We start from the raw sequence: 25,391 nt of genomic DNA, 5'->3' as shown, positions 1-25,391 counted from the left end.
CCAACGTATTGATTAAAACTAGATAAAAGGGTTACAATAGTGAATATTACCCTACTTGAACTTATTGCCTTTCATTATTAATTATTTGCCTTCCGTATTTTTTCCCTTTACCCATGAAAAAAGAGAATAACGTTAAAGTGTGGTGTCTGAATGAATTTGTCAATTGCAGCATTAGAAAACATGAAATTAAAAGAGTTATACGAGCTTGCGAAAGAATTTAAGATTTCGTATTATAGCAAGTTAACGAAAAAAGAGCTGATTTTTTCTATTTTGAAAGCTCGAGCAGAAAAAGAAGGTTTCTTTTTCATGGAAGGCGTATTAGAAATTATTCAATCAGAAGGATTTGGATTCCTACGTCCTATCAACTATTCTCCAAGCTCAGAAGATATTTATATCTCAGCTTCGCAAATTCGTCGTTTCGATTTACGTAATGGAGATAAGGTTTCTGGTAAAGTACGACCTCCGAAAGAAAATGAACGCTATTTTGGGTTATTACAAGTTGAAGCTGTAAACGGAGATGATCCAGATTCAGCAAAAGAGCGTGTGCATTTCCCTGCATTAACACCATTATACCCAGATCGCCAAATGAAATTGGAAACGGAACCGAAAAAGTTACCGACACGCATCATGGATTTAATCGCACCAGTTGGATTTGGACAACGTGGTTTAATTGTTGCGCCTCCAAAGGCTGGTAAAACAAGTCTATTAAAAGAAATCGCGCACAGTGTTACAACAAATCATCCGGAAGCAGAACTAATTGTACTTTTAATTGATGAGCGTCCAGAGGAAGTAACAGACATTGAACGTTCTGTTAAAGGAGATGTTGTAAGTTCTACTTTTGATGAAGTACCAGAAAATCATATTAAAGTAGCTGAGCTTGTGTTAGAACGTGCGATGCGTCTTGTAGAGCACAAGAAAGATGTTATCATTTTAATGGATAGTATTACCCGTTTAGCTCGAGCTTACAACCTCGTTATTCCACCAAGTGGTAGAACATTATCAGGTGGTATCGATCCAGCTGCCTTCCATAGACCGAAGCGTTTCTTTGGAGCTGCACGTAATATTGAAGAAGGCGGTAGCTTAACAATTTTAGCAACAGCCCTTGTTGATACAGGATCACGTATGGACGATGTTATTTACGAGGAATTTAAAGGAACTGGAAATATGGAACTTCACTTAGATCGTTCATTAGCTGAACGTCGTATCTTCCCAGCGATTGATATTCGTCGTTCTGGTACACGTAAAGAAGATCTATTAATTCCAAAAGAACATTTAGACAAGTTATGGGGCATTCGTAAGACAATGCGTGATACACCAGACTTTGTTGAAAGTTTCTTACGTAAGCTTCGTCAAACGAAGACAAATGAAGAGTTTTTACAAAACATTGTTGCAGACTCGAAAAGGTATGTAACAACTAAGTAAAGGGAAAAAATCAAGACTCGCTTATTTTATAGTAAGCGAGTTTTTTATGCTGTTTAGGTGATATTAAAGAGAGAAATAAGTGAAAGAACCTGAGCTAGTCAGAGTTGGATGAGCTCCCTCCAGCGGCTAAAATCTCCGGTTATTTCGCTCTCTCGCATGAAGCAAAAAGCGCTTCAAGATCGAGAGTTCGAAGTGTCCTGGATTCTTAAGTAATATCCAGTTCTGGTGGCTAGCTCTTTGCATCTAAGAACCTTCCGCCCGAAAGGTAAAAAGCACCTTTCGGGCGAAAGAACCTTAACTGGTCAGAGCTGAGCGAGCCACCTCCACTTTTAAGATAATATCCAGCTCCAGCGGCTAGAATGGTCGGTGGCTTCGCGTCTTCCTACAAGGTAAAAAGCACCTCTACGTCAGAAGCTCCATCCCCTCCCATTCTGAACGAGCCGCTTCTGCTTTTAAATTGTATCTAGTTCCGACGGCTAGCTCTTCGTGTCTAAGAACCTCCCGCCCTAAAGGTAAAAAGCACCTTTAGGGCGAGAGAACCTTAGCCGGTCAGAGCTAAACGAGCCGTCTACACTTTAAATTTCAAAAGACAAAAACAGGTAGTTGCAAAATGAAGTTAGCCTTGTTATAATTTCATCATATGTGTTTCATCAATATAGTTGTGTATGCAGCTGAAGATGAAAAACTCTGTTTCGAAAATGATTCAGGGCGGAAGGAGATGAAAAGAATGAAAGCAGGAATTCACCCAGATTACAAGAAAGTTGTATTCATGGACACAAACACAGGCTTCAAATTCTTAAGCGGATCTACTAAAGGATCTAACGAAACTGTTGAGTGGGAAGATGGTAACACTTATCCATTACTAAAAGTTGAGATCAGTTCTGATTCTCACCCATTCTACACTGGACGTCAGAAGTTTGCTACTGCAGACGGACGCGTTGACCGCTTCAATAAGAAATACGGTCTTAAGTAATAAAAACATAAAACAGGCAAGTGTATGTATTCGCTTGTCTGTTTTTTTTGCGAAAATATTATACCTTTACCCTACTTTTAACTGAAAAGTAGATGAAAGGAGAGCTTCATGTACTTAATAAATCAAAATGGCTGGATTGAAGTGATTTGCGGTAGTATGTTTTCTGGCAAGTCAGAAGAGCTAATCCGCCGTGTGCGCCGTACGCAATTTGCAAAACAACATGCAATTGTATTTAAACCATGTATTGATAATCGATATAGTGAAGAAGATGTTGTATCACATAACGGATTAAAGGTAAAAGCAGTTCCTGTTTCAGCTTCAAAGGATATATTTGAACATATTACAGAAGAGCTGGATGTTATTGCAATCGATGAGGTGCAATTTTTTGATGGGGACATTGTGGAAGTGGTGCAAGTATTGGCAAATCGTGGCTATCGTGTCATTGTAGCTGGTTTAGACCAAGATTTCCGTGGTCTACCATTTGGACAAGTTCCTCAGCTGATGGCGATTGCTGAACATGTGACAAAACTACAAGCAGTATGTTCTGTATGTGGATCTCCAGCAAGTCGTACACAACGATTAATTGATGGAGAACCAGCGGCATTTGATGATCCAATTATTTTAGTTGGAGCTTCAGAATCGTATGAACCACGTTGTCGTCATTGTCATGCAGTACCTGCAAACAAAGATAAGTAAAACTCGCTGCGCAAGGCGGGTTTTTTTCAAAATAGAGAGTGTGAGTGGTGTGATCCGCTGCTTTTAGATATTATCTAGCTCCGCCTCCTAGGTCCTTGCGTTTAAGAACCTCCCGCACGAGAAGACAAAAAACGTCTTCTGTGCGAGAGAACCTTAGCTGGTCAGAGCTGAAAGAGCCACTGCCACTTTTAAATATATTATCTAGCTCCAGCGGCTAGAATCTCCGGCCATTTCGCTCTCTCGCTCGAAGCAAAAAGCGCTTCAAGGTCGAGAGCTCCAATGGCCTGCGATTCTGAGCGAGCCGCTTGCGCTTTTAAATATAATTTGCGTTTTTTTGAGTAAGTACCATATACTATTTGTATTAGATACTAGGATGTAGAGGTGAATGATGTGTTAGATCGTTTGCAAGCTGTAGAAAATCGTTATGAGAAGTTAAATGAATTGTTAAGTGATCCAGCGATTATTAGTGATTCAAATAAGCTTCGTGAATATTCAAAGGAACAGTCTGATATACAGGAAACGGTAGAGGTGTATCGTGAGTATAAGGATGTTCGTGAGCAATTAAAAGATGCGAAAGCAATGTTAGAAGATAAGTTAGACGCAGAAATGCGTGAAATGGTAAAAGAAGAAGTTTCTGAGTTAGAATCACAAGATAAAACATTATCAGAGCGTCTGAAAATTTTACTTGTTCCAAAAGACCCTAATGATGATAAGAACGTTATCGTTGAGGTTCGTGGAGCTGCTGGTGGAGACGAGGCAGCTTTATTTGCTGGTGACTTATACCGTATGTATAGCCGTTACGCTGAGGTACAGGGCTGGAAAACGGAGATTATTGAGGCTAGCTATACAGAGTTAGGTGGGTATAAAGAGATTATCTTTATGATTAATGGTAAAGGTGCTTTCGCGAAGCTGAAATTCGAGAATGGTGCTCACCGTGTACAACGTGTTCCTGAAACGGAATCTGGTGGACGTATTCATACATCTACAGCAACTGTAGCTGTATTACCAGAGGCAGAAGAAGTAGAAATTGATATTCATGAGAAAGATGTTCGTGTTGATACATTCGCTTCTAGTGGACCTGGTGGACAGAGCGTTAATACAACGATGTCAGCGGTGCGTTTAACGCATTTACCGACTGGTGTAGTTGTATCTTGTCAGGATGAGAAATCACAGATCAAGAATAAAGAAAAAGCGATGAAAGTATTACGCGCACGTGTTTATGATAAGTTTAGACAAGAAGCGCAAGCTGAGTATGATCAAAACCGTAAACAAGCTGTTGGTACGGGAGATCGTTCAGAGCGTATTCGTACGTATAACTTCCCGCAAAACCGTGTTACAGACCATCGAATCGGTTTAACGATTCAAAAGCTAGATCAAATCTTACAAGGTAAGTTAGATGATTTCATCAATGCCTTAGTGATGGAAGATCAGGCTCAAAAGATGGAGGCAGCGGAGTAATGCGTGTCTATGAAGCCCTGAAATGGGCTTCTTCTTTTTTACAGGAAAATGGACGAGATGAAAATGCGGGAGAAATTGTCCTTTGTCATGTATTAAAGGTGAACAGAACAGGATTACTTATGAATATGCGTGAAGAAATAACTGAGGAACAAGAGAAAAGCTTTACGGAGTTTATCCATAAGCATGTAGAAGGTATTCCTATTCAATATATGATTGGTTATGAAATGTTTTATGGACGGTCTTTCTTTGTGAATGAAGAAGTATTAATACCAAGGCCGGAAACAGAAGAGCTTATAGTGGGAGTATTAGAAAGAATCGAGCGCCATTTTGGTGATGAGAAACTACATGTAGCAGATATAGGTACAGGTAGTGGAGCGATTTCTATTACGCTTGCTTTAGAAAATAAAAATCTTCATGTGTATACAGTAGATATTGCACAAGAGTCGATTGAAGTTGCAAAAGAAAATGCAAAAGCTTTAGGTGCAGAAGTAACGTTCTATCACGGTGATTTATTGTCACCATTTCATAAAACGGGTCAAAAGCTAGATGTTGTTGTTTCAAATCCTCCATATATACCGGAAGAGGATTGGCGTGGTCTTTCTCCTGTTGTGAAAGAGCATGAGCCGAAGAGAGCACTTGTTGGTGGTGAAGACGGATTAGATTTCTATCGCCGTTTTATGGAAGAATTGCCGAATGTGTTGCAGAAGAAAGCGATTGTGGCGTTTGAAATTGGAATAGGACAAGGTGAGGATGTAAAAAGATTGTTACAACAAGCTTTTCCACATGCTCATGTTGAGGTTGTTTTCGATATTAACGGAAAAGATCGTATGGTATTTGCAGAGATGGAGTAAGGTTCACACCTTACTCTATTTTTTTGTGGAAAAATTCATATAGATTTTGAATTTAATAGTTTAGAAAGATGAAAGTCTGTCCACACTGTTTGTAGAAGGGACGGTGGAGGAAATGAAAAAACAAGTTATTGCTTATCTTCTTATACTATTAATTGGTGCACAGTTACTTGTGCAGTTTGGATATATGAAAGCTGATGCGAAAGGGCCTTCAGTTATTCCGAAAGAGGCCGTTCGATTACGAATTTTAGCAAATAGTGATTCAGATAAAGACCAGGCATTAAAGCGTAAAGTGCGTGATGAAGTAAAAGCACAAATTGATGGATGGGTAGCGGATTTAACTTCATTTGAAGAGGCGCGCAAAGTAATTCAAAGTCATATTCCAGAAATCGAGAAAACGGTGGAAAATACGTTAAAAAGAGAAGGAAGTAAAGAATCATTTCAAGTGAAATTTAGTAAGAATGTAAAGTTTCCTACAAAGGTATATGGGAATTTTATTTATCCGGCAGGGGAATATGAAGCAGTCTTAATTACAATTGGGGAAGGTGAAGGGGCAAACTGGTGGTGTGTATTATTTCCACCGATGTGTTTCTTAGATTTTTCAAGTGGTACAGCTGTAAGGAAAGAAGAACATGTTGTGAAGGCTGAATCTCCTGAAGAGGAGCAAGTAAAACAAATAGATAATGAAGAAGTAGTAAATGTAGAAGAGAAAAAAGAGGATGAGGTAAAAGAAACGAAAATTGTAAAGCGGGAAGCAGTAAAAAAAGTAACAGCTTCTGAAAAGAAAGTAGTGAAAAATGAAACAAAAGTCGAAGAGCAGCCTGTAAGTAAAGAAGAAACAAAAAATGTGGAAAAAGTGGAGAAATCTGTGGAGAAAAAACAAGAACAGCAAAATGAGTATGTAAAAGTAGAAGAGGAAGAAGAAAAGCCAGAAGTTAAATTGTTTATTGTAGAAGCTTTTACATCTTTATTCTCTAAATAGTACTATTAATAAATCCCTCCTCATATATAAAAATGAGGAGGGATTTATTATGAAGAAAGTGTATTTTGCTACGAAAGCAGATGTGGAAAGATTACATTCTTTTTTCGGACAAGCTAATAAAAAAGATGATAAAATAAATGAGTTGTACGCACAATTTATGATTTTGGAAGAGGCGGAAGAAATACGAGCTGTAATTGGTTATGAACAAAGTGGGGAAGATGTACTTATTCGTTCTTGTTTATTCACACCTCATGTGGATAAACAGACTTTCTTATATTTTTTTGAAATGTTTTTGCAGTATATGAAAGAAAAAAGTGTTCAACAATTGTACTTACTAACAAATCATCCACAATCTGTACTGATCTTTCAGTTCTTTGACTTTTTTACTATAGAAAAGGATGAGGTTCCAGAGGGAATTCAACAGCTAGAACATTTTTGTAAAAATATAAAAGAGCAGAATGCAATAATACTAAATTGTCAGCTATTCACAAAGTTATCCACGGATTAATTAGGTTTATCCACATTTTGTGGATAAACCTTGTTTGTCTTTTGGATAAATCTCATAGTAAACTAAAAATAGACAAGTATTTAAGGCTAGAAAAGGATGTGGAAAAAAATGCATACAAATATGTGGGTTGTGGATAATGTTGTGGAAAGAAAAAAATATTATCCACAGTTACAAGAAGCAGCAAAATTATTAAGAGAAAATGAGGCGGTTGCTTTCCCTACGGAAACAGTATATGGGTTAGGGGCAAACGCGATGGATGATGAAGCAATCGCGAAAATTTTCGAAGCGAAAGGAAGACCGAGTGATAATCCACTCATTGTCCACATAGGTACAAAATCTCAGTTAGATGGGATTGTGAAAGAAATTCCACCAGTTGCAGAAAAGTTAATGGCACATTTTTGGCCAGGACCATTAACAATTATTTTGCCGAGAAAAGAAGGAATTTCAGAGAAGGTGACGGCAGGACTTAATACGGTTGGAGTAAGAATGCCTGATCATCCAATTGCACTTGCTCTTATTGAAGAGGCGAATGTACCTGTTGCGGCACCAAGTGCGAATCGTTCAGGGCGTCCAAGTCCAACATTAGCTTCTCACGTATATGAAGATTTGAATGGGAAGATTGCAGGTATTGTTGATGGTGGTGCAACTGGAGTAGGCGTTGAATCAACTGTAATTGATTGTACAAGCACGGTTCCAACAATATTACGTCCAGGTGGGATTACGAAAGAACAATTAGAAGCGGTGATAGGTACTGTTTCTTTAGATCCAGCTTTAAAGGATGAGAAGGAAAAACCGAAATCGCCTGGAATGAAATACACACATTATGCGCCGAAAGCACCACTTAGTATTGTCGAGGGCTCACGTGAGTTTATTCAGCATCTTGTGGATGAGAAAAAGAAAGAAGGATTTAAAGTAGGCGTATTAACGACAGAAGAGTATCAGCATGTATATAGTGCAGATGTTATATTATCTTGTGGTGTTAGAAGTGACTTAGCTAGCGTTGCGACTAAATTATATGATGTACTTAGAACATTTGATGCAAGTGAAGTGGATGTTATTTTTAGTGAGTCATTCCCTAATGAAGGAATAGGGAATGCAATTATGAATCGTTTAACAAAAGCGGCAGGACATCATATTATTATTGAATGATAAGGTAAGATTAGCAAACAGAATATTTCTCCTTGGATAAGCATATTGTGAAGTAGCACGTCCAAGGAGGGGCATGAATGACGTTTGAACAGCTAATACCTTTAATAATTATGGCATTCGCCTTAGGGATGGATGCGTTCTCGGTGAGTCTTGGTATGGGGATGATGCCCCTAAAGTTAAGACAAATCCTGTATATTGGTATGACGATAGGGATATTTCATATTATTATGCCGTTTATAGGAATGGTACTAGGTCGTTTTTTATCAGAGAAATATGGAGATATCGCACATTTTGCGGGTGCTATTTTATTAATCGGACTAGGGTTTTATATCGTATATTCGACCATTTTACAAAATGAAGAGACTAGAACTGCTCCTATTGGAATTAGTTTATTCGTATTTGCATTTGGCGTCAGTATAGATAGTTTCTCAGTAGGGCTTAGTCTTGGTATTTATGGGGCACAGACAATTATTACGATTTTACTGTTTGGATTTGTTAGCATGTTATTAGCGTGGATTGGTTTATTAATTGGGAGACATGCGAAAGATATGCTCGGTACATACGGTGAGATAGTAGGTGGTATCATTTTGGTTGGGTTTGGATTATATATCCTTTTTCCTATATAATTTTATGTAGGAGGGAATTATGAACAAGCTATTGGAATGGTATGTTAAATTTTTAACCTTCTTTCCTCGATGGCTAAGAAGACTTATAATTTGGGGTATTATTTTGCAAATTTCGATGTTAGGTTGGATTAAGTTAATTCGTGAATGGTGAGATAGTTCCTTTCTGTGAATATTTTGTTTGTACTATATTTATTACGCTAAAAATTACAGATATAGAAAGGATGAGATGAATGACGAGATTGAAGCAAGTTTTTGGTATTATTATTAGTTTTTTTGTTTTTTGGTTTAGTATGCTCGGTGTACAAATGTTTGCTGAGTTTTTAGATATTGAGTCATTGAAATTTGTTGCGGGAAAGACTGAGGCGGCGCGTGCTTTTTACTCTCCGTACCCGTTTTTAATTGTTTTTCTTATTACATTGCTTTCCCTATACTTCTTCGTAATTAAGCTAGGGAAGCCGAAAAAAGAGAAAATGCCTACTTTAGAGGAAAAGAAGGAAGAATTACAATGATAAAATCCCCTGCTAAAAAGCAGGGGATTTTATATTTGAGTGATGGGAGGAATCTAGCTGCCTCCGCTTTTAGATGTTATCCAGCTTCAGCGGCTAGAATGGTCGGTGGCTTCGCGTCTTCCCGTGAGGCAAAAAGCGCTTCAAGGTCGAGAGCTCCAATGCCCTCCCATTCTGAGCGAGCCGCTTTCGCTTTTAAACTGGCCTAACTAATTCAAATTGTTCTCCTAATTTTGCATAGTTGTGTCCTGCTAGGCGGCTTATTGGTTTGAGTCCTTCTGCGTGAATGCGCCCTTTTTCATATAGATGTTCGGCAACGTGGAAACGAACGACGCGTCCAATTAGTAGATCACAAGCTGGTGAGTCTTCCGTTCCGCCAAGTGGAATTGCACGTTCTAATACGCATTCCATTCGAATATTTGCTTCTTTTACACCTGGAACAGAGATGACTTCACTTTCGATTGGTGTTAGTTTTGCTAGTTCAATTTCACTTTCATTTGGCGGGAGGTTAGCTGCTGTTTCGTTAATTGCTGCTACATATGATTCGTCAGAAATATGTACGACAAATTCTCCTTTTTCAATTGCGTTTCGGGAAGTGTCCTTTCTTTCTCCTGCTTTTCGTTGTACAGATACTGAGATAAGTGGTGGATTAGCAGCGACAATATTGAAATAACTATATGGTGCTCCGTTTAGTACACCTTCTTTTGTTACAGAAGTAACGAATGCGACAGGACGAGGGATGATACTTCCGGTAAGTAATTTGTAATTATCTTTTTCAGTTTGTTCATTTGGATTAATGGATAACATGCTTGTAATCCCCTTTCTAAATATGAATACTTATTGTTTGTTTACAAGATAACGATGAGAAAATCCTGCTGGAAATAATATTTTGTTTCATAAAAAGAACTTACTTCAATTGTAATGAAGTAAGTTCTTTTTCAAGAATCTCAAATTTGAGATAAAAATTAAAGTAAAACGTATGCGCCAGGTCCGATTAAAGCTACACCAACAGCGACAGCGATTAACATTAAGTTATATTCATATCCGTTTTGTGTTACCCAGTAACCATTTTTTCCATGAACAGTGAAGATAGCCATTAACATTGTTCCAACGATAAATAATGAACCAACTACAATGAAAATACCTGATGCGAATAAGAAACCACCTAGTAATTCAGTTGCGCCAGCCATAAATGCCATAAATACACCAGGACGTAAACCGATTGACTCCATCCAGCCACCTGTTCCTTTTAAACCGTAACCGCCGAACCAACCAAATAATTTTTGAGCGCCATGACCCATGAATGTAATTCCTATAATAAGACGAATAATAAGTAGACCGAAATCCATCATTTTTAAAACCTCCTAAAAGTTATTAACTTATCTTACGTAAGTAATAATAAAATAGTTACTTACTATAGTCAAGTGGATTTTGAAAAAAGTTTGAATTAAATTTTACAAATTAACAACAAAAAATAAAATGTAGTAAAGACCTCTAGACAAGTTGGACAAAAAAAGAGAAAATATAAATAGAAGTTAACTTCTTATTGTTATTCAGACAATCAGAATTGACTGGAATTTTGTGAAGCGCTACAATAAGAGTCTATTAGTAATGACATAATTTATTTCGAAAGCGTTTTTACAGTATAATATTCGAAGTATGAAGTCTTACATGTATCCCGAGTTTTACTAGGGATTGCCCTATAAACTTTTAGGTAAATTATAAGGAGGACTATCCTATGTTTAAAAAATTATTCGGTCTTGGTTCAAAAACAAATGAAGAAACAATCGTAGCTCCATTAACTGGAGCAGTGAAAAATATTGAAGAAGTACCAGATCCAGTATTTGCTGGTCGTATGATGGGTGACGGTGTTGCAATTGATCCTACTGAAGGTGTAGTTGTATCTCCAGTTGATGGTGAAATCGTACAATTATTCCACACAAAACATGCTATCGGAATTAAAGCGAAAAACGGTACAGAAATTTTAATCCACGTTGGATTAGAAACTGTAAAAATGGAAGGTGAAGGTTTCGAAGCTCACGTTTCTGAAGGCCAAGCTGTAAAAGCTGGAGATAAATTAATCTCATTCGACTTAGAATTAATCCGTGAAAAAGCGAAAAGCACAATTACTCCAATTGTTATTACAAACACAGATGCAGCTGAGTCTATTAAGACAACTGTAGGCGTAGCAGCTACAAAAGGTTCAACAGAAGTAATGAAAGTTACAATGAAATAATTGCAATATAAGAGGAATCCGTTTCGTATGAAATGGATTCCTTATTTTTGTTGCGTGTTCAGTATGTATGTTAAAATACTCTAGGCACTTGGAAATAGGGTTTCACATATATGTGGATAAGGCGCATTTTTCTTAGAAAAAATATAAGAGAAATGCGCCTTTTGTATATTCACATTTCTTTTGTTCTATTCTAATGTAAGTTATGATGAATGATAAGAAATCGAATATAGGGGTGGGTTTGAATGAAACGAGTGTTATTTGTTTGTACTGGCAATACATGTCGTAGTCCAATGGCTGAGGCGTTGCTTCGTCATCACGGAGGAGATAAGTTTGAAGTGCAATCTGCTGGTGTTTTCGCCTATCCTGGGAGCGATGCATCGGTACATGCGAAGGAAGCTTTAGCTGAAAAAGGAATTTCAATTGATCATGCGGCGCAGCAAGTAAATGAAACTTTGCTTGATTGGGCTGATATTGTCGTAACGATGACAGAAAACCATAAGCAAATTGTACTTGGGCATTATCCGAGCGTTGAAAAGAAATTAAATACGTTATATGGATTAACTGAAGGTATAGGCAAGGACATTTCAGATCCATTTGGAGGCTCGCTTTCTATTTATAAAGAAACGTTAGATGAGATGGAAAAACTTGTACAAACTTTACTGAAAAAACATTCAGTAGGTTGATGTTTCGTGTATAATACGATATTGGAGATCACTTCTTCCTATATGAGGTAGCGAGTGTGAAATGAAGATAATTGATTGAAACTTTGGAGGGGTAAAAATGAAAGTAGTAATAGCATCTGATCACGGCGGTATGAATATCCGCAAAGAACTTGTAAATTTATTAGAAGAGTTAAATATTGAATATATTGATTTAGGTTGTGAATGTGAAGCTGGTTCTGTTGATTACCCTGACTTTGCGTTTCCAGCAGCTGAAATGGTAGCGAATGGTGAAGTAGATCGTGGTATCTTAGTTTGTGGGACAGGCATTGGTATGTCAATCGCAGCAAACAAAGTAAATGGTATCCGTTGTGCGTTAGTTCATGATACTTTCAGCGCGAAAGCGACGAGAGAGCATAATGACACTAACATGCTAGCAATGGGCGAGCGTGTAATTGGTGCTGGTCTAGCGCGTGATATCGCGAAAATCTGGTTAACAACTGATTATGAAGGTGGTCGTCACGAAAACCGCGTAGGAAAAATTAAAACATACGAAACAAAGTAATAGATTCTAACTATCAGTAGTGTGAAATATAATTTGGTGAACCAACCTGTGAAAGGAAGAGGCGTAATGACAGAAATCGTAAAGGTAAGAGAACAGCTACAAATGTCGCTTTCTGATTTCCAAGAACAAGCTTCATTACAAAGCGGTCAAATTTTTGTAGTGGGTTGTAGCACGAGCGAAGTGCTAGGCGAAAGAATTGGAACATCAGGAACGATGGAAGTAGCAGAGGCGATTTTCTCTGAGTTAAAACAATTTCAAGAGCAAACAGGTATTGAATTAGCGTTTCAATGTTGTGAGCATTTAAACCGTGCTTTAGTAGTTGAGAGAGAAGTAGCGATAAAATATCAATTTGAAATTGTAACAGTTACGCCTGTTAGATCAGCAGGTGGTGCATTGGGGACATACGCGTATCACAATTTGAAAGATCCGGTAGTAGTTGAGTTTATTAAAGCTGATGCAGGAATGGATATTGGTGATACATTTATCGGTATGCATTTAAAGCATGTAGCTGTTCCGGTTCGTACAAGTGTGAAGGAAATTGGAAGTGCGCATGTAACGATGGCCAAAACACGTGGAAAACTAATTGGTGGAGCACGTGCTGTCTATGCGGCAGTGGAAGAGACTACCACTTGCCGTTAAATATGAGAAATTAGGAAGTCATATAGTACCTGTTTATCATAAGATAAAAGGTATGTTGTCTGACTTTATAATAGAAGAAAGAAAAGACCGATTTTCGGTCTTTTTTTTCTTTTATGATATAGAAAGTCATGTTAGAATGTAGTTGAAAACATGAAGGTTCGAAAGAATTACAACCTGAATTTTCGTTTTTTCTGAATAAATAAGAAAAAACTGTTGGGAATCGATGTAATTCGTTCAGAAAAGGGGGATTTTGGTGGATCATTTAAAACGTCAAGATGAAAAGGTATTTGCTGCAATTGAGGCAGAACTAGGAAGACAGCGTTCAAAGATTGAGTTAATTGCTTCGGAAAACTTTGTAAGTGAAGCAGTAATGGAGGCACAAGGTTCTGTTTTAACGAATAAGTATGCTGAAGGATATCCTGGAAAACGTTACTATGGTGGCTGTGAACACGTAGACGTAGTAGAAGATATCGCACGTGATCGCGTGAAAGAAATTTTCGGCGCAGAGCACGTAAATGTTCAACCACACTCTGGTGCACAAGCGAACATGGCAGTATACTTCACGATTTTAGAGCAAGGCGATACAGTACTTGGTATGAACTTATCTCATGGTGGTCACTTAACACACGGAAGCCCTGTTAACTTCAGTGGAGTACAATATAATTTCGTAGAATATGGCGTGGATGCTGACTCTCACCGTATTAATTACGATGATGTATTAGCAAAAGCGAAAGAACATAAACCAAAATTAATCGTTGCAGGTGCAAGTGCATACCCTCGTGTTATCGATTTCAAGCGATTCCGTGAGATTGCAGATGAAGTGGGCGCTTATTTAATGGTTGATATGGCACATATCGCAGGTTTAGTAGCTGCTGGTTTACATCCAAATCCAGTACCACATGCACATTTCGTTACAACGACAACACATAAAACGTTACGTGGTCCGCGTGGTGGTATGATTTTATGTGAAGAGCAATTTGCAAAACAAGTTGATAAATCAATCTTCCCTGGTATTCAAGGTGGTCCACTTATGCACGTAATCGCTGCAAAAGCTGTTGCATTTGGTGAAGCACTTCAAGATGATTTCAAAACATATGCACAAAATATCATTAACAATGCGAACCGCTTAGCTGAAGGTCTTCAAAAAGAAGGACTTACACTTGTTTCTGGCGGAACAGACAATCACTTAATCTTGATTGATGTTCGTAACTTAGAAATCACAGGTAAAGTAGCAGAGCACGTATTAGATGAAGTTGGTATTACAGTGAACAAAAATACAATTCCATTTGAAACAGCAAGCCCATTTGTAACAAGTGGTGTACGTATCGGTACAGCAGCTGTAACATCTCGTGGTTTTGGTTTAGAAGAAATGGATGAAATTGCGTCACTTATTGCTTATACATTAAAAAATCATGAAAATGAAGCTGCATTAGAAGAAGCACGTAAGCGTGTAGAAGCGTTAACTAGCAAATTCCCAATGTATCCAAATCTATAATAGATTGAAGAAGACTGCCGAGACTTAATTGTTTTGGCGGTCTTTTTTTTGGACATATATTATTTTTAAAGTATGTATACAAATGATGAATAAATTTTGGCGATATAATGAAGGATACAGCTCCCATAATTGGTAAAGATACTAGATAGATTCATTGTAAAATCATGATTTTGCCAAATTTGCCCTTGAATATTAGTAGCGTTTTCTTTACAATCGTAAATAGTGTAAAAAAGCGTGCAAACGCATGAATATCATCTAAAGGAGAGATTCACATGGGAAAACTGTATGTATTTGATCACCCGTTAATTCAACATAAGATTACATATATTCGCGATAAGAATACAGGTACGAAAGATTTTCGTGAATTAGTGGACGAAGTAGCAAGCTTAATGGCTTTCGAAATTACTCGCGACCTTCCACTTAAGGACATTGAAATTGAAACACCTGTAAGCAAAGCGACAACAAAAGTGATCGCTGGTAAAAAACTTGGTTTAATTCCGATTTTACGTGCAGGTTTAGGAATGGTTGATGGAATTCTGAAATTAATTCCAGCAGCAAAAGTAGGACACGTTGGTTTATACCGTGACCCTAAAACATTGCAACCGGTAGAATACTATGTGAAACTTCCAACGGATGTAGAAGAGCGTGACTTTATCGTACTAGATCCGATGCTAGCAACAGGTGGTTCTGCGGCTGAAGCAATTAACTCTCTGAAAAAGCGCGGTGCGAAACAAATTAAATTAATGTGTATCGTTGCAGCTCCAGAAGGGGTAAAAGTAGTACAAGAAGAACATCCTGATGTTGATATTTATGTAGCAGCATTAGATGAGAAATTAAATGACCACGGATATGTAGTACCAGGTCTTGGTGATGCTGGTGACCGTTTATTCGGAACGAAGTAAGACAACTGACGAGCAGGGGAGATTCCCCAGCTCGTCTTTTTTTTGTTGTAAGCAAGTAGGGGAGGGGGAGAGGATAAATATACATCGTATATACAACATAAGTTGCATACACCTCACATATAATATAGAAGTCTTACGTCTGAGGAACACTATATTATGGAAGAAAAGCGTTATATCTCGAAAATATAATAGTGACAAACTTGTGAACATTTCCTTCTATTATAAAGAGAAAACTGTTAGAAATTGCATATATGTAACCAGTATTTAGAAGGGGAACGTTTTCATTTTTGGGAGGAAATGCCTAATACTCAAATTTTTAGATTTTTTACGATTTCTCGTTGACACTGTTAATACCCTATTGTATGCTAACAACGGGGATAGATGGTAGGGCTTTCAGTGACAAAATTACATCTATTCCGTGACGAAAATGTAAACTTTTTGTTTTGTATAGGATTTATGCAAAAAAATGAGTTATTATTAACACATCGTGAATGAGGGTTACATATTGGAGGGGTGAATCCTTGCAAAAAAACGATCGCAGCCATATAAAAGCTTATGCTTTAATGTCAGGTATTCTCGCTCAATTAGTCGGTTCTATTCTTGTTGGAATCTTTGGTGGGCAGTGGATTGATAATAAGGTTGGAACGTTTCCGTTGTTTCTTATTATAGGGTTATTACTCGGACTAGGAACAGGGATATACGCAATGATTCGACTCATTCGACATTACTATTCGGGAGAGCAATGATGATAGACGTACATGGACTTGTCCAAAGACAAAAGAAATATATGTACTACTTGCTTGCGCTTCTAGTGCTAGGATGGGGATTTACCTCTTACAAGGATGTATTTCTTGGACTGATTATCGGTACGATTTTCAGTTTTCTTAGTTTGCGCATCATTGCACGTAGAACAGACAAGCTGCTAGATCGCGTAACAAATGGAGAAAACGTGAAGTTCAAGGCAACAGCGGTAAGTACATATTCAAGATTCGCCACGATTGGGTTATTAATTTTATTTGCAGCCAAATATCAAGAGTTAATCGCGATGTGGGGCCTAGGTGTAGGATTGCTGACAGGATACCTTGTCATGATCATAGATTTTCTTTATTTAGAGTATAAGAGCAGGGAAGAGAGGTGAATTACTAGTGGAACACGGTAAATTAGTTGAATTTCTAGGTTTAACGTTCGATTTGTCATCAGTTATGATGGTTACTGTAGCAGCAGTTATTGTTTTCTTAATCGCTGTTATCGGAACTCGCAGCTTAGCTCTTCGCCCAACCGGGATGCAAAACTTCATGGAATGGGTGTTTGACTTCGTGAAAGGGATTATCAATAGTACGATGGACTGGAAAACAGGTGGACGTTTCTTAACGCTTGGCGTTACGCTTATCATGTTTATCATCGTATCGAACTTCCTTGGTTTACCATTCATGTATTCAGCAACTGAAGCTGGCGAACATATTGCATGGTGGAGATCACCAACGTCTGATCCAGCAGTTACATTAACATTAGCCGTGATGGTAGTTACCCTCACCCATTATTATGGAATTAAGATGAAGGGTACGAAAGAGTACGTAAAAGGTTATTTCCAACCTATGAAATTCTTATTCCCATTAAAGGTTATTGAGGAGTTTGCTAACACATTAACGTTAGGTCTTCGTTTATTTGGTAACATTTATGCAGGTGAGATCTTATTAGGATTACTTGCTAAGTTGGGCGGAGCATCAGTCCTTGGGGCATTAGGTGCGCTTGTACCAATGTTAGCATGGATGGGATTCAGTGTATTCGTTGGATCAATCCAAGCATTTATTTTCGTTATGTTAACGATGGTTTATATGGCTCATAAAGTAAGCCATGACCATTAATATAATTTAAGTAAGAAAAAATTTATTTTTTTATAATACAAAGGAGGACAAATTAAATGAGTTTAGGTGTAATCGCAGCTGCAATTGCAATTGGTTTATCAGCATTAGGTGCAGGTATTGGTAACGGTCTTATCGTATCACGTACAATCGAAGGTGTTGCTCGTCAACCAGAATTAAAAGGCGCACTTCAAACAATTATGTTCATCGGGGTTGCTTTAGTTGAGGCACTTCCAATCATCGGTGTAGTTATTGCATTCATCGTAATGAACAAATAAGGGAGACTCCCCTTACATAGATGGCGAAGAGTGTTTTTCCGAACTTTCTTCGCCATTGCTTTATGAACGAAACGTATGTCTTTTTTTTTCATATGATCAATTTAGATATTTTGAAGGGAGTGAATCCTTGTGCCAACTTTATTATTAGGAGCTTCCATTCCATTTGGAACGATTGCTTATACATTGTTCATTTTCTTACTTCTATTAGTAATGCTACGCAAATTTGCGTGGGGTCCTTTAATGGGAATTATGAAAGAACGTGAAGAGCACGTTGCTAATGAAATCGACGCTGCAGAAAGAAATAATGCTGAAGCGAAGAAATTAGTAGAAGAACAACGTGAGATGTTAAAACAATCGCGTGTTGAAGCACAAGAGTTAATCGAAAGAGCGAAAAAGCAAGCTGTAGATCAAAAGGATGTTATTGTTGCTGCTGCGAAAGAAGAAGCAGAATCAATTAAAGCATCTGCTGTACAAGAAATTCAACGCGAAAAAGAGCAAGCAATTGCTGCTTTACAAGAACAAGTCGCTTCTTTATCTGTTCAAATTGCTTCTAAAGTAATTGAAAAAGAATTAAAAGAAGAAGATCAAGTGAAGTTAATTCGCGATTATATTAAAGAAGTAGGAGAAGCGCGATGAGCAATGGGATTGTAGCAAAACGTTATGCTGTCGCTCTTTTTAAAATTGCAAAAGAAAAACACGTATTAGAAATGTTTGAAGAGGAATTACGCCTTGTACAAAACGTTTATGTAAAGAACGGAGAACTACATAGCTTTTTAACGCAACCGAACATTTCAAAGGAACAAAAGAAAACGTTTCTTGCAAACGTATTCGGATCTGTTTCTGAATCTATTTTAAATACGTTATATATTTTAATTGATAACAAACGCATTGATATCTTACCTGAAATTGCAGATGAATATGTTGTTCTTGCTAATGAAGAACGTAACGTAGCGGATGCAACTGTATATTCTACTCGTCTTCTATCAGAAGAAGAGAAGCTTAACATTGCTGAAGCATTTGCAAAGAGAACGGGAAAAGATGCAATTCGCGTGAAAAATGTTGTAGATGAAGATTTACTAGGCGGAATTAAAGTACGTATTGGAAATCGCATTTATGACGGAAGTTTACAAGGAAAATTAGCACGTATTCAGCGTGAATTAATGAAGAATAGATAGGGGTGAAGCACATGAGCATCAGAGCTGAAGAAATTAGCGCACTGATAAAGCAACAAATCGAGAACTATCAGTCTGAAATCGAAGTTAGTGATGTTGGTACAGTTATCCAAGTTGGTGACGGTATCGCGCGTGCTCATGGTCTTGATAACGTTATGGCTGGTGAACTTGTAGAGTTCTCTAACGGCGTTATGGGACTAGCACAAAACTTAGAGGAAAACAACGTAGGTATTATCATTTTAGGACCTTACACAGAAATCCGTGAAGGTGACGAAGTTCGTCGTACTGGTCGCATCATGCAAGTACCAGTAGGAAAAGAACTAATTGGTCGTGTTGTAAACCCATTAGGTCAACCAGTTGATGGTTTAGGCCCAATCAATACAACAAACACTCGTCCAATCGAAAGTCCAGCACCAGGTGTAATGGATCGTAAATCTGTTCATGAGCCACTTCAAACAGGTATTAAAGCGATCGATGCTCTTGTACCAATTGGCCGTGGTCAACGTGAGTTAATCATTGGTGACCGTCAAACTGGTAAAACAGCAGTTGCACTTGATACAATCATTAACCAAAAAGATGAAGACATGATTTGTATCTACGTAGCAATTGGACAAAAAGAATCAACTGTACGTAACGTAGTAGAAACACTACGTAAGCACGGTGCATTAGAATACACAATCGTTGTAACTGCATCTGCTTCTCAACCAGCTCCATTACTATACCTAGCTCCTTACGCTGGTGTAACAATGGGTGAAGAGTTCATGTACAATGGTAAACACGTATTAGTAGTATATGATGACTTATCAAAACAAGCAGCGGCTTACCGTGAGCTGTCATTACTATTACGTCGTCCTCCAGGTCGTGAAGCTTACCCAGGGGATGTATTCTACTTACATTCTCGCTTATTAGAGCGTGCAGCAAAATTAAGTGATGCAAAAGGCGGCGGTTCTTTAACTGCACTACCTTTCATCGAAACACAAGCAGGGGACGTATCAGCATACATCCCAACAAACGTAATTTCTATTACGGATGGACAAATCTTCTTACAATCTGACCTATTCTTCTCTGGCGTACGTCCAGCGATCGATGCGGGTACTTCTGTATCTCGTGTAGGTGGATCTGCTCAGATTAAAGCAATGAGTAAAGTATCAGGTACACTTCGTCTTGACCTTGCATCTTACCGTGAGTTAGAAGCGTTCGCTCAGTTCGGTTCTGACCTTGATAAAGCAACTCAAGCGAAATTAAACCGTGGTGCTCGTACTGTTGAGGTATTAAAACAAGGATTACACAAACCGTTACGTGTAGAGAAACAAGTTATCATTCTTTACGCTTTAACACGTGGATTCCTAGATGATATCCCAGTAGTAGATATCACTCGTTTTGAAGAAGAATTCCATGCTTGGTTAGATTCTAATGCGACTGACTTATTAGAAGAAATCCGCACAACTAAGAAACTTGCGGATGACGACAAATTTGCAGCAGCAATCAATGGATTTAAAAAAGTATTCGTAGCTTCTGAATAATAATAAAAAGTGGAGCCGACTGTTCAGCCCCATCGGCTAAGGTTCTTTCTCACAGAAGGTGCTTTTTACCTTCTTGTGGGGAAGGTTCTTAGACGAAAGGGGCTAGGAGGCGGAACTAGATTAATAAAAGCGGAAGCGGCTCATTCAAGCCGCTGGAGCTAGATAGTATATATAAAAGGCATCTCGGGCTCTGAGATTGCTAAAGGTCATGTAAAGGAAAAGAGTAGGTGCACCTATTCTTTTCCTTCAATCATGAGCAAGAATATCTTGCAACGTAGATTAGGAAGAGGATTCTTACTAATCGTGCCAACTTCCGGAAAAAAGGTGGTGAAAACCTGTGGCATCTTTACGCGATATAAAAGCGAAGATTAACTCGACAAAGAAAACGAGTCAAATTACGAAAGCGATGGAGATGGTATCTGCATCTAAGTTAAACCGTGCAGAGCAAAATGCTAAATCTTTCGTTCCGTATATGGAAAAGATTCAAGAAGTAGTAGCGAGCATTGCGCAAGGAAGCAAAGGGATTAATCATCCAATGCTAAATGCGCGTCCTGTAAAGCGTACAGGATACATCGTTATTACGTCTGATCGCGGACTAGCAGGTGGTTATAACAGTAACGTATTACGTACAGTAAGTAACGTAATTCGTGAACGTCATAATATGGATTCAAACCAATATTCTATTATTGTGCTTGGACGACTAGGACGTGATTATTTAAAACGTCGCGGCTTTAACATTATTGATGAAGTAGTTGGATTATCTGACCACCCATCATTTACTGATATTAAAGACCTTGCTTCTCGAGCAATTGCGATGTTCGCAGATGGTGCTTATGATGAGCTGTACATTTACTACAACCATTACGTAAGTAAAATTTCACAAGAGGTAACGGAAAATAAAATTTTACCGCTTACTGATGTGGCGTCTGACAAACCGACGACAGCTTATGAATTCGAACCTTCTGAAGAAGAAATTTTAAAAGTACTATTGCCACAATACGCAGAAAGCTTAGTGTACGGTGCATTACTAGACGGTAAAGCAAGTGAGCACGCAGCGCGTATGACAGCAATGAAGAGTGCTACAGACAACGCAATGGAAGTTATCGATTCACTTACACTTTCATTCAACCGTGCGCGTCAGGCAGCGATTACGCAAGAAATTACGGAAATCGTTGGTGGAGCAGCAGCGTTAGAATAGTAATAAAAAGTGGAAGCGGCTCGTCCAGAACAGAAGGGCATTGGAGCTCCTGACGAAGAGGCGAAGTTTGCCTCGCAGGAAGGCGCGAAATGACCGACTGTTCTAGCCGCTGGAACTAGATTCAATAAAAAGCGGAAGCGGCTCTTTCAGGAGAGTCGCGTAAGCTAAACTAATAAAAAATTAAAAGCTAACTTCTCTGATAGAGGTAGCTAATTAAAAGAAAGCTAGGAGGGAACCCGATGAATAAAGGGCGCGTTACGCAAATCATGGGTCCGGTTGTAGACGTTAAGTTTGATGGCGGAAAGCTACCAGAAATCTACAATGCCCTTACGGTAAAACAAAGCAACGAAAACGGAAGCATGAACTTAACATTTGAAGTTGCACTTCATTTAGGTGATGATACAGTTCGTACAGTTGCGATGTCTTCCACAGATGGACTTGTTCGTGGCACAGAAGTAGAAGATACTGGTAAAGCAATCTCTGTACCAGTTGGTGATGCAACACTTGGACGTGTATTCAACGTATTAGGTGATGCAATTGACTTAGATGGTGAACTTCCTGCGGATGTACACCGTGATCCAATTCACCGTCAAGCACCTGCATTCGAAGAATTATCTACTAAAGTAGAAATTCTTGAAACTGGTATTAAAGTAGTAGACTTACTTGCTCCTTACATTAAGGGTGGTAAGATCGGCCTATTCGGTGGAGCCGGCGTAGGTAAAACAGTATTAATTCAGGAGTTAATCAATAACATCGCACAAGAGCACGGTGGTATCTCTGTATTCGCTGGTGTAGGTGAGCGTACTCGTGAGGGTAATGACTTATACCACGAAATGAGCGATTCTGGCGTAATCAAGAAAACTGCGATGGTATTCGGACAAATGAACGAGCCACCTGGAGCACGTCAACGTGTTGCATTAACAGGTTTAACAATGGCTGAGCATTTCCGTGATGAGCAAGGACAAGACGTACTTCTGTTCATCGATAACATCTTCCGTTTCACGCAAGCGGGTTCTGAAGTATCTGCCCTTCTTGGTCGTATGCCATCTGCGGTAGGTTACCAACCAACACTTGCAACAGAAATGGGTCAATTACAAGAGCGTATTACATCTACAAATAAAGGGTCTATCACGTCTATCCAAGCGGTATATGTACCAGCCGATGACTATACTGACCCAGCACCAGCTACAACGTTCGCTCACTTAGATGCAACAACAAACTTAGAGCGTCGTTTAACGCAAATGGGTATTTACCCAGCCGTAGATCCATTAGCATCTACATCTCGTGCACTTTCTCCAGAAATCGTAGGAGAAGAGCATTATGAAGTAGCTCGTCAAGTACAGCAAACTTTACAACGTTATAAAGAGCTTCAAGATATCATCGCTATCTTAGGTATGGATGAGTTATCTGAAGAAGATAAGTTAGTTGTACATCGTGCTCGTCGTATTCAATTCTTCTTATCTCAAAACTTCCACGTAGCTGAGCAGTTTACAGGTCAAAAAGGTTCTTACGTACCTGTAAAGAATACAGTTAGTGGTTTCAAAGAAATTCTAGAAGGAAAATATGATGACCTTCCAGAAGATGCATTCCGCTTAGTAGGTGGCATTGAAGAAGTTATTGAAAACGCGAAGAAAATGATGGCGTAAGGCCTTAGGAGGGACGAAGTATGAAGACATTTCCAGTCAGTATTGTAACTCCTGATGGACCGGTTTACGAAAAAGAAGTAGAAATGGTAAGTGTAAAAGCAGAGAGTGGGGAAATGGGGATCTTACCAGGTCACATTCCAACTGTTGCACCATTAAAAATTAGTGCAGTTCGTCTGAAAAATGGTGGACACACTGATTATGTAGCAGTAAGCGGTGGCTTTATCGAAGTTCGTCCAGATAAAGTGACTGTATTATCATCATCTGCTGAAGAAGCAAACCATATCGATATCCATCGTGCAAATGAAGCGAAGCGTCGCGCTGAGCAACGTCTGCAAGATAAACAAGCACATGTTGACTTTAAACGTGCAGAAATGGCATTACAACGTGCTGTGAACCGTTTGAACGTTTCCGATATGAAGTAAAAAAATCCGTAAGGGCTTTGCCTTTACGGATTTTTTTTTTTTTGTGTATTTTATGGATAATTTTACAAAACTGGTATAATTATATTGATGCTTGTATAAGTAGAAGTGTACAACAATTTATATTTCATAAAGGGGATGGATCAATGATTGGTGAAATGAAGCGAGAAGCATTGTACTCTTTAAAGGGAAAATGGGGACTAGGTGTTGGATCAACAATTTTATATTTTATTTTAAGTTATGTTGTTTCGCTGGCTGCAATGCTTATACTATTAATTCCAGGAATTATTATATTTCTCTCAGTTGTAAGCTTAACTGGATCATTTGAAGAGGAAACGATGTCAATTGGAGCAGGTATTACCTTTGGAATTTTTTATTGCATTATGATAATTTTGAGTAACGCATCGTATGGGATTACGTCATATGGTTATACAAATGTATTTTTACAGATTAGTAAACGAGAAGATGCTAAAGTAGATTACTTATTCGAAGGATTTCGTGGCTTTAAAAGAATGATGAAAACAATGTGGGCAATGCTTGCGATTTTGTTATATACAGGTACATGGATTCCGATGCTGTTAATAGGCTTATTTGCATTGTTAGGTGAAGAAGGGAATACGTCATTTGCAATAGCTTTCTTCGTACTATTAGCAATTTCAATTGTTGGTATGATTGTGATGTATTTTTCTTATGCACTGACGTACTATGTGATGATTGAAAATCCAGAATATAGTGTTTCGCAGGCGATGAAGGAAAGTAAGAATCTTATGAAGGGTCATAAGTTAGATTTGTTTCTTTTATGGCTGAGCTTCATAGGATGGGCTATTTTAGCGCTGCTTACTTTTGGAATAGGATTTCTTTGGCTTAGTCCGTATATGAGTACGACGACAGCACACTTTTATCGCTACATTTCAAAAGGTGAATTTCAATAGGAACATGCTATACTAATAGAATTATTGTGTATAGGAGGCGAGGCTACGCATGATTAGTGATTTAAAAGGAGAAGCACTAGATTCATTAGAAGGGAAATGGGGATTAGCTGTTGGAGCTACACTACTCATTTCAATTCTTATCACGGCTTTTAGTTTTAGTGTTGATTGGGGATTTTCTTTAATTTTCGGTTGGCAAAAAACAAATGGTTCACTTTCAACGAATATTCTTTCATTTTTTGTAACTGGACCGTTAACTTTAGGTGGATATTACCTTGGTTTAAATATCCTTCGTGAAAAGCAAGCTAGTATTGGTAATGTATTCATTTGGTTTTCAGAGGGAAAGAGATTTCTAAAATCATTTTTATTATATTTATTAGTAAATCTTTATCTTTTCTTATGGACGTTATTGTTCATTATTCCAGGTATTATTAAATCATTTTCTTATGCGATGACATACTTTATTATAAACGATCATCCTGAGTATTCACTGAACCAAGCTATTACAGAAAGTCGTCGTATGATGGATGGACATAAGATGGAGTATTTCATTTTATGTTTAAGTTTTATTGGCTGGTTTATATTAAGTTGTATTACGTTAGGGATTGGATTCTTATGGTTAATTCCATATTTCTATACGACATCTGCAGCTTTTTACGAAGAGATTGCAGAAGAATATTATGAGAAAAAAATTTAGCAC

32 protein-coding genes are annotated in these 25,391 nt (G+C 38.2%); 30 read left to right on the top strand and 2 right to left on the bottom strand.

The annotated features are described in order from the left end of the window. The first annotated feature begins 150 nt into the window (after positions 1-150). The 11 genes from rho (at position 151) to MR136_RS09755 (ending at position 9,171) form a co-directional block, all read left to right on the top strand. Entirely contained in the window at positions 151-1,422 is a 1,272-nt protein-coding gene (rho, locus tag MR136_RS09800; protein ID WP_001053903.1) for a transcription termination factor Rho, read from the top strand. Positions 1,423-2,149: 727 nt separating this feature from the next. Beyond that, positions 2,150-2,395, top strand: a complete 246-nt coding sequence (locus MR136_RS09795) for a type B 50S ribosomal protein L31 (RefSeq protein WP_000643433.1) — start codon at positions 2,150-2,152, stop codon at positions 2,393-2,395. Between the two features lie 108 nt (positions 2,396-2,503). Further along, entirely contained in the window at positions 2,504-3,091 is a 588-nt protein-coding gene (locus tag MR136_RS09790; protein WP_000280859.1) for a thymidine kinase, read from the top strand. 390 nt (positions 3,092-3,481) lie between these two features. Continuing rightward, positions 3,482-4,549: a peptide chain release factor 1 gene (gene prfA, locus MR136_RS09785; protein WP_000887064.1), complete on the top strand. Its 1,068-nt coding sequence runs from the start codon at positions 3,482-3,484 to the stop codon at positions 4,547-4,549. After that, entirely contained in the window at positions 4,549-5,400 is an 852-nt protein-coding gene (gene prmC, locus MR136_RS09780; RefSeq protein ID WP_017674207.1) for a peptide chain release factor N(5)-glutamine methyltransferase, read from the top strand. Before prfA ends, prmC begins: the two co-directional genes overlap by 1 nt. A gap of 112 nt (positions 5,401-5,512) precedes the next feature. Continuing rightward, complete coding sequence (spoIIR, locus tag MR136_RS09775) at positions 5,513-6,379, top strand: stage II sporulation protein R (RefSeq protein ID WP_078420863.1); 867 nt, start codon at positions 5,513-5,515, stop codon at positions 6,377-6,379. 49 nt (positions 6,380-6,428) lie between these two features. Next, positions 6,429-6,887: a hypothetical protein gene (locus tag MR136_RS09770; protein ID WP_017674208.1), complete on the top strand. Its 459-nt coding sequence runs from the start codon at positions 6,429-6,431 to the stop codon at positions 6,885-6,887. Positions 6,888-6,995: 108 nt separating this feature from the next. Further along, positions 6,996-8,036, top strand: a complete 1,041-nt coding sequence (locus MR136_RS09765; RefSeq protein ID WP_000557353.1) for an L-threonylcarbamoyladenylate synthase — start codon at positions 6,996-6,998, stop codon at positions 8,034-8,036. A 77-nt stretch (positions 8,037-8,113) separates the two neighbouring features. Continuing rightward, entirely contained in the window at positions 8,114-8,662 is a 549-nt protein-coding gene (locus MR136_RS09760; RefSeq protein ID WP_000142475.1) for a manganese efflux pump MntP, read from the top strand. Between the two features lie 19 nt (positions 8,663-8,681). Continuing rightward, on the top strand, positions 8,682-8,813 hold the full coding sequence (locus tag MR136_RS28420; RefSeq protein WP_001037634.1) for a hypothetical protein: 132 nt from the start codon (positions 8,682-8,684) through the stop codon (positions 8,811-8,813). 79 nt (positions 8,814-8,892) lie between these two features. After that, on the top strand, positions 8,893-9,171 hold the full coding sequence (locus tag MR136_RS09755; RefSeq protein ID WP_000197472.1) for a DUF3935 domain-containing protein: 279 nt from the start codon (positions 8,893-8,895) through the stop codon (positions 9,169-9,171). A 192-nt stretch (positions 9,172-9,363) separates the two neighbouring features. Here MR136_RS09755 and MR136_RS09750 read toward each other — a convergent pair whose 3' ends face one another. Beyond that, positions 9,364-9,975: a flavin reductase family protein gene (locus MR136_RS09750; protein ID WP_000949055.1), complete on the bottom strand. Its 612-nt coding sequence runs from the start codon at positions 9,973-9,975 to the stop codon at positions 9,364-9,366. Between the two features lie 158 nt (positions 9,976-10,133). Further along, positions 10,134-10,520, bottom strand: coding sequence for a DoxX family protein (locus MR136_RS09745; protein WP_000968616.1), 387 nt, complete (start codon positions 10,518-10,520; stop codon positions 10,134-10,136). 386 nt (positions 10,521-10,906) lie between these two features. On the opposite strand from MR136_RS09745, the gene MR136_RS09740 reads away from it, so the two are divergent. The 19 genes from MR136_RS09740 (at position 10,907) to MR136_RS09650 (ending at position 25,388) form a co-directional block, all read left to right on the top strand. Beyond that, a complete protein-coding gene (locus tag MR136_RS09740; protein WP_000473665.1) occupies positions 10,907-11,404 on the top strand; it encodes a PTS sugar transporter subunit IIA in 498 nt (165 codons plus the stop codon). Positions 11,405-11,646: 242 nt separating this feature from the next. After that, positions 11,647-12,087 (top strand): low molecular weight protein arginine phosphatase, encoded by a 441-nt coding sequence (locus tag MR136_RS09735; protein ID WP_000832373.1) that lies wholly within the window; start codon positions 11,647-11,649, stop codon positions 12,085-12,087. A 97-nt stretch (positions 12,088-12,184) separates the two neighbouring features. Further along, complete coding sequence (gene rpiB, locus MR136_RS09730) at positions 12,185-12,628, top strand: ribose 5-phosphate isomerase B (RefSeq protein ID WP_000869538.1); 444 nt, start codon at positions 12,185-12,187, stop codon at positions 12,626-12,628. A gap of 66 nt (positions 12,629-12,694) precedes the next feature. Then, the gene (locus MR136_RS09725) at positions 12,695-13,267 is read left to right on the top strand and encodes a TIGR01440 family protein (protein ID WP_000136379.1); all 573 of its coding nucleotides are present in this window, start codon (positions 12,695-12,697) and stop codon (positions 13,265-13,267) included. A 253-nt stretch (positions 13,268-13,520) separates the two neighbouring features. Next, positions 13,521-14,762 (top strand): serine hydroxymethyltransferase, encoded by a 1,242-nt coding sequence (glyA, locus tag MR136_RS09720; protein WP_000349813.1) that lies wholly within the window; start codon positions 13,521-13,523, stop codon positions 14,760-14,762. 272 nt (positions 14,763-15,034) lie between these two features. Continuing rightward, positions 15,035-15,664, top strand: a complete 630-nt coding sequence (gene upp / locus MR136_RS09715) for a uracil phosphoribosyltransferase (protein ID WP_000517539.1) — start codon at positions 15,035-15,037, stop codon at positions 15,662-15,664. Positions 15,665-16,045: 381 nt separating this feature from the next. Further along, positions 16,046-16,159 carry a DUF4024 domain-containing protein gene (locus MR136_RS09710; RefSeq protein ID WP_000232962.1) on the top strand — a complete coding sequence of 38 codons (114 nt, stop codon included), beginning with the start codon at positions 16,046-16,048 and terminating at the stop codon, positions 16,157-16,159. A 26-nt stretch (positions 16,160-16,185) separates the two neighbouring features. Beyond that, entirely contained in the window at positions 16,186-16,410 is a 225-nt protein-coding gene (locus MR136_RS09705) for an AtpZ/AtpI family protein (RefSeq protein ID WP_001171222.1), read from the top strand. After that, positions 16,410-16,802, top strand: coding sequence for an ATP synthase subunit I (locus MR136_RS09700; protein ID WP_000567600.1), 393 nt, complete (start codon positions 16,410-16,412; stop codon positions 16,800-16,802). Before MR136_RS09705 ends, MR136_RS09700 begins: the two co-directional genes overlap by 1 nt. A gap of 7 nt (positions 16,803-16,809) precedes the next feature. Then, the gene (gene atpB, locus MR136_RS09695; protein ID WP_000399871.1) at positions 16,810-17,529 is read left to right on the top strand and encodes a F0F1 ATP synthase subunit A; all 720 of its coding nucleotides are present in this window, start codon (positions 16,810-16,812) and stop codon (positions 17,527-17,529) included. A 56-nt stretch (positions 17,530-17,585) separates the two neighbouring features. Then, positions 17,586-17,804: a F0F1 ATP synthase subunit C gene (gene atpE, locus MR136_RS09690; RefSeq protein WP_000052064.1), complete on the top strand. Its 219-nt coding sequence runs from the start codon at positions 17,586-17,588 to the stop codon at positions 17,802-17,804. 129 nt (positions 17,805-17,933) lie between these two features. After that, entirely contained in the window at positions 17,934-18,440 is a 507-nt protein-coding gene (atpF, locus tag MR136_RS09685) for a F0F1 ATP synthase subunit B (protein ID WP_001142624.1), read from the top strand. Beyond that, positions 18,437-18,979, top strand: coding sequence for a F0F1 ATP synthase subunit delta (atpH, locus tag MR136_RS09680; RefSeq protein WP_000064683.1), 543 nt, complete (start codon positions 18,437-18,439; stop codon positions 18,977-18,979). The genes atpF and atpH overlap by 4 nt, the downstream gene beginning before the upstream one ends. A gap of 11 nt (positions 18,980-18,990) precedes the next feature. Further along, the gene (atpA, locus tag MR136_RS09675) at positions 18,991-20,499 is read left to right on the top strand and encodes a F0F1 ATP synthase subunit alpha (protein WP_000027518.1); all 1,509 of its coding nucleotides are present in this window, start codon (positions 18,991-18,993) and stop codon (positions 20,497-20,499) included. A 337-nt stretch (positions 20,500-20,836) separates the two neighbouring features. Then, positions 20,837-21,697: a F0F1 ATP synthase subunit gamma gene (gene atpG, locus MR136_RS09670; RefSeq protein WP_000157696.1), complete on the top strand. Its 861-nt coding sequence runs from the start codon at positions 20,837-20,839 to the stop codon at positions 21,695-21,697. Between the two features lie 239 nt (positions 21,698-21,936). Continuing rightward, positions 21,937-23,343, top strand: coding sequence for a F0F1 ATP synthase subunit beta (atpD, locus tag MR136_RS09665; RefSeq protein WP_001032595.1), 1,407 nt, complete (start codon positions 21,937-21,939; stop codon positions 23,341-23,343). Positions 23,344-23,363: 20 nt separating this feature from the next. Continuing rightward, positions 23,364-23,765, top strand: a complete 402-nt coding sequence (gene atpC / locus MR136_RS09660; protein WP_000847211.1) for a F0F1 ATP synthase subunit epsilon — start codon at positions 23,364-23,366, stop codon at positions 23,763-23,765. Between the two features lie 143 nt (positions 23,766-23,908). Continuing rightward, positions 23,909-24,694, top strand: coding sequence for a DUF975 family protein (locus tag MR136_RS09655; RefSeq protein ID WP_000578820.1), 786 nt, complete (start codon positions 23,909-23,911; stop codon positions 24,692-24,694). A gap of 49 nt (positions 24,695-24,743) precedes the next feature. Next, positions 24,744-25,388 carry a DUF975 family protein gene (locus MR136_RS09650; protein WP_000622462.1) on the top strand — a complete coding sequence of 215 codons (645 nt, stop codon included), beginning with the start codon at positions 24,744-24,746 and terminating at the stop codon, positions 25,386-25,388. The last annotated feature ends 3 nt before the right edge of the window (positions 25,389-25,391 follow it).

This window comes from Bacillus cereus group sp. BfR-BA-01311 (assembly GCF_022664295.1).
GTDB classification, from domain to species: Bacteria; Bacillota; Bacilli; order Bacillales; family Bacillaceae_G; genus Bacillus_A; species Bacillus_A cereus.
This window is presented reverse-complemented; position numbering and strand designations above follow the sequence as displayed.

Excerpts from the sequence above, each read along its gene's own strand:
- rho (WP_001053903.1), top strand. The coding sequence starts at position 151 with ATGAATTTGTCAATTGCAGCATTAGAAAACATGAAATTAAAAGAGTTA.
- MR136_RS09795 (WP_000643433.1), top strand. The coding sequence starts at position 2,150 with ATGAAAGCAGGAATTCACCCAGATTACAAGAAAGTTGTATTCATGGAC.
- MR136_RS09790 (WP_000280859.1), top strand. The coding sequence starts at position 2,504 with ATGTACTTAATAAATCAAAATGGCTGGATTGAAGTGATTTGCGGTAGT.
- prmC (WP_017674207.1), top strand. The coding sequence starts at position 4,549 with ATGCGTGTCTATGAAGCCCTGAAATGGGCTTCTTCTTTTTTACAGGAA.
- spoIIR (WP_078420863.1), top strand. The coding sequence starts at position 5,513 with ATGAAAAAACAAGTTATTGCTTATCTTCTTATACTATTAATTGGTGCA.
- MR136_RS09770 (WP_017674208.1), top strand. The coding sequence starts at position 6,429 with ATGAAGAAAGTGTATTTTGCTACGAAAGCAGATGTGGAAAGATTACAT.
- MR136_RS09765 (WP_000557353.1), top strand. The coding sequence starts at position 6,996 with ATGCATACAAATATGTGGGTTGTGGATAATGTTGTGGAAAGAAAAAAA.
- MR136_RS09760 (WP_000142475.1), top strand. The coding sequence starts at position 8,114 with ATGACGTTTGAACAGCTAATACCTTTAATAATTATGGCATTCGCCTTA.
- MR136_RS28420 (WP_001037634.1), top strand. The coding sequence starts at position 8,682 with ATGAACAAGCTATTGGAATGGTATGTTAAATTTTTAACCTTCTTTCCT.
- MR136_RS09755 (WP_000197472.1), top strand. The coding sequence starts at position 8,893 with ATGACGAGATTGAAGCAAGTTTTTGGTATTATTATTAGTTTTTTTGTT.
- MR136_RS09750 (WP_000949055.1), bottom strand. The coding sequence starts at position 9,975 with ATGTTATCCATTAATCCAAATGAACAAACTGAAAAAGATAATTACAAA.
- MR136_RS09745 (WP_000968616.1), bottom strand. The coding sequence starts at position 10,520 with ATGATGGATTTCGGTCTACTTATTATTCGTCTTATTATAGGAATTACA.
- MR136_RS09740 (WP_000473665.1), top strand. The coding sequence starts at position 10,907 with ATGTTTAAAAAATTATTCGGTCTTGGTTCAAAAACAAATGAAGAAACA.
- MR136_RS09735 (WP_000832373.1), top strand. The coding sequence starts at position 11,647 with ATGAAACGAGTGTTATTTGTTTGTACTGGCAATACATGTCGTAGTCCA.
- rpiB (WP_000869538.1), top strand. The coding sequence starts at position 12,185 with ATGAAAGTAGTAATAGCATCTGATCACGGCGGTATGAATATCCGCAAA.
- MR136_RS09725 (WP_000136379.1), top strand. The coding sequence starts at position 12,695 with ATGACAGAAATCGTAAAGGTAAGAGAACAGCTACAAATGTCGCTTTCT.
- upp (WP_000517539.1), top strand. The coding sequence starts at position 15,035 with ATGGGAAAACTGTATGTATTTGATCACCCGTTAATTCAACATAAGATT.
- MR136_RS09710 (WP_000232962.1), top strand. The coding sequence starts at position 16,046 with ATGGTAGGGCTTTCAGTGACAAAATTACATCTATTCCGTGACGAAAAT.
- MR136_RS09700 (WP_000567600.1), top strand. The coding sequence starts at position 16,410 with ATGATAGACGTACATGGACTTGTCCAAAGACAAAAGAAATATATGTAC.
- atpE (WP_000052064.1), top strand. The coding sequence starts at position 17,586 with ATGAGTTTAGGTGTAATCGCAGCTGCAATTGCAATTGGTTTATCAGCA.
- atpH (WP_000064683.1), top strand. The coding sequence starts at position 18,437 with ATGAGCAATGGGATTGTAGCAAAACGTTATGCTGTCGCTCTTTTTAAA.
- atpA (WP_000027518.1), top strand. The coding sequence starts at position 18,991 with ATGAGCATCAGAGCTGAAGAAATTAGCGCACTGATAAAGCAACAAATC.
- atpD (WP_001032595.1), top strand. The coding sequence starts at position 21,937 with ATGAATAAAGGGCGCGTTACGCAAATCATGGGTCCGGTTGTAGACGTT.
- atpC (WP_000847211.1), top strand. The coding sequence starts at position 23,364 with ATGAAGACATTTCCAGTCAGTATTGTAACTCCTGATGGACCGGTTTAC.
- MR136_RS09655 (WP_000578820.1), top strand. The coding sequence starts at position 23,909 with ATGATTGGTGAAATGAAGCGAGAAGCATTGTACTCTTTAAAGGGAAAA.
- MR136_RS09650 (WP_000622462.1), top strand. The coding sequence starts at position 24,744 with ATGATTAGTGATTTAAAAGGAGAAGCACTAGATTCATTAGAAGGGAAA.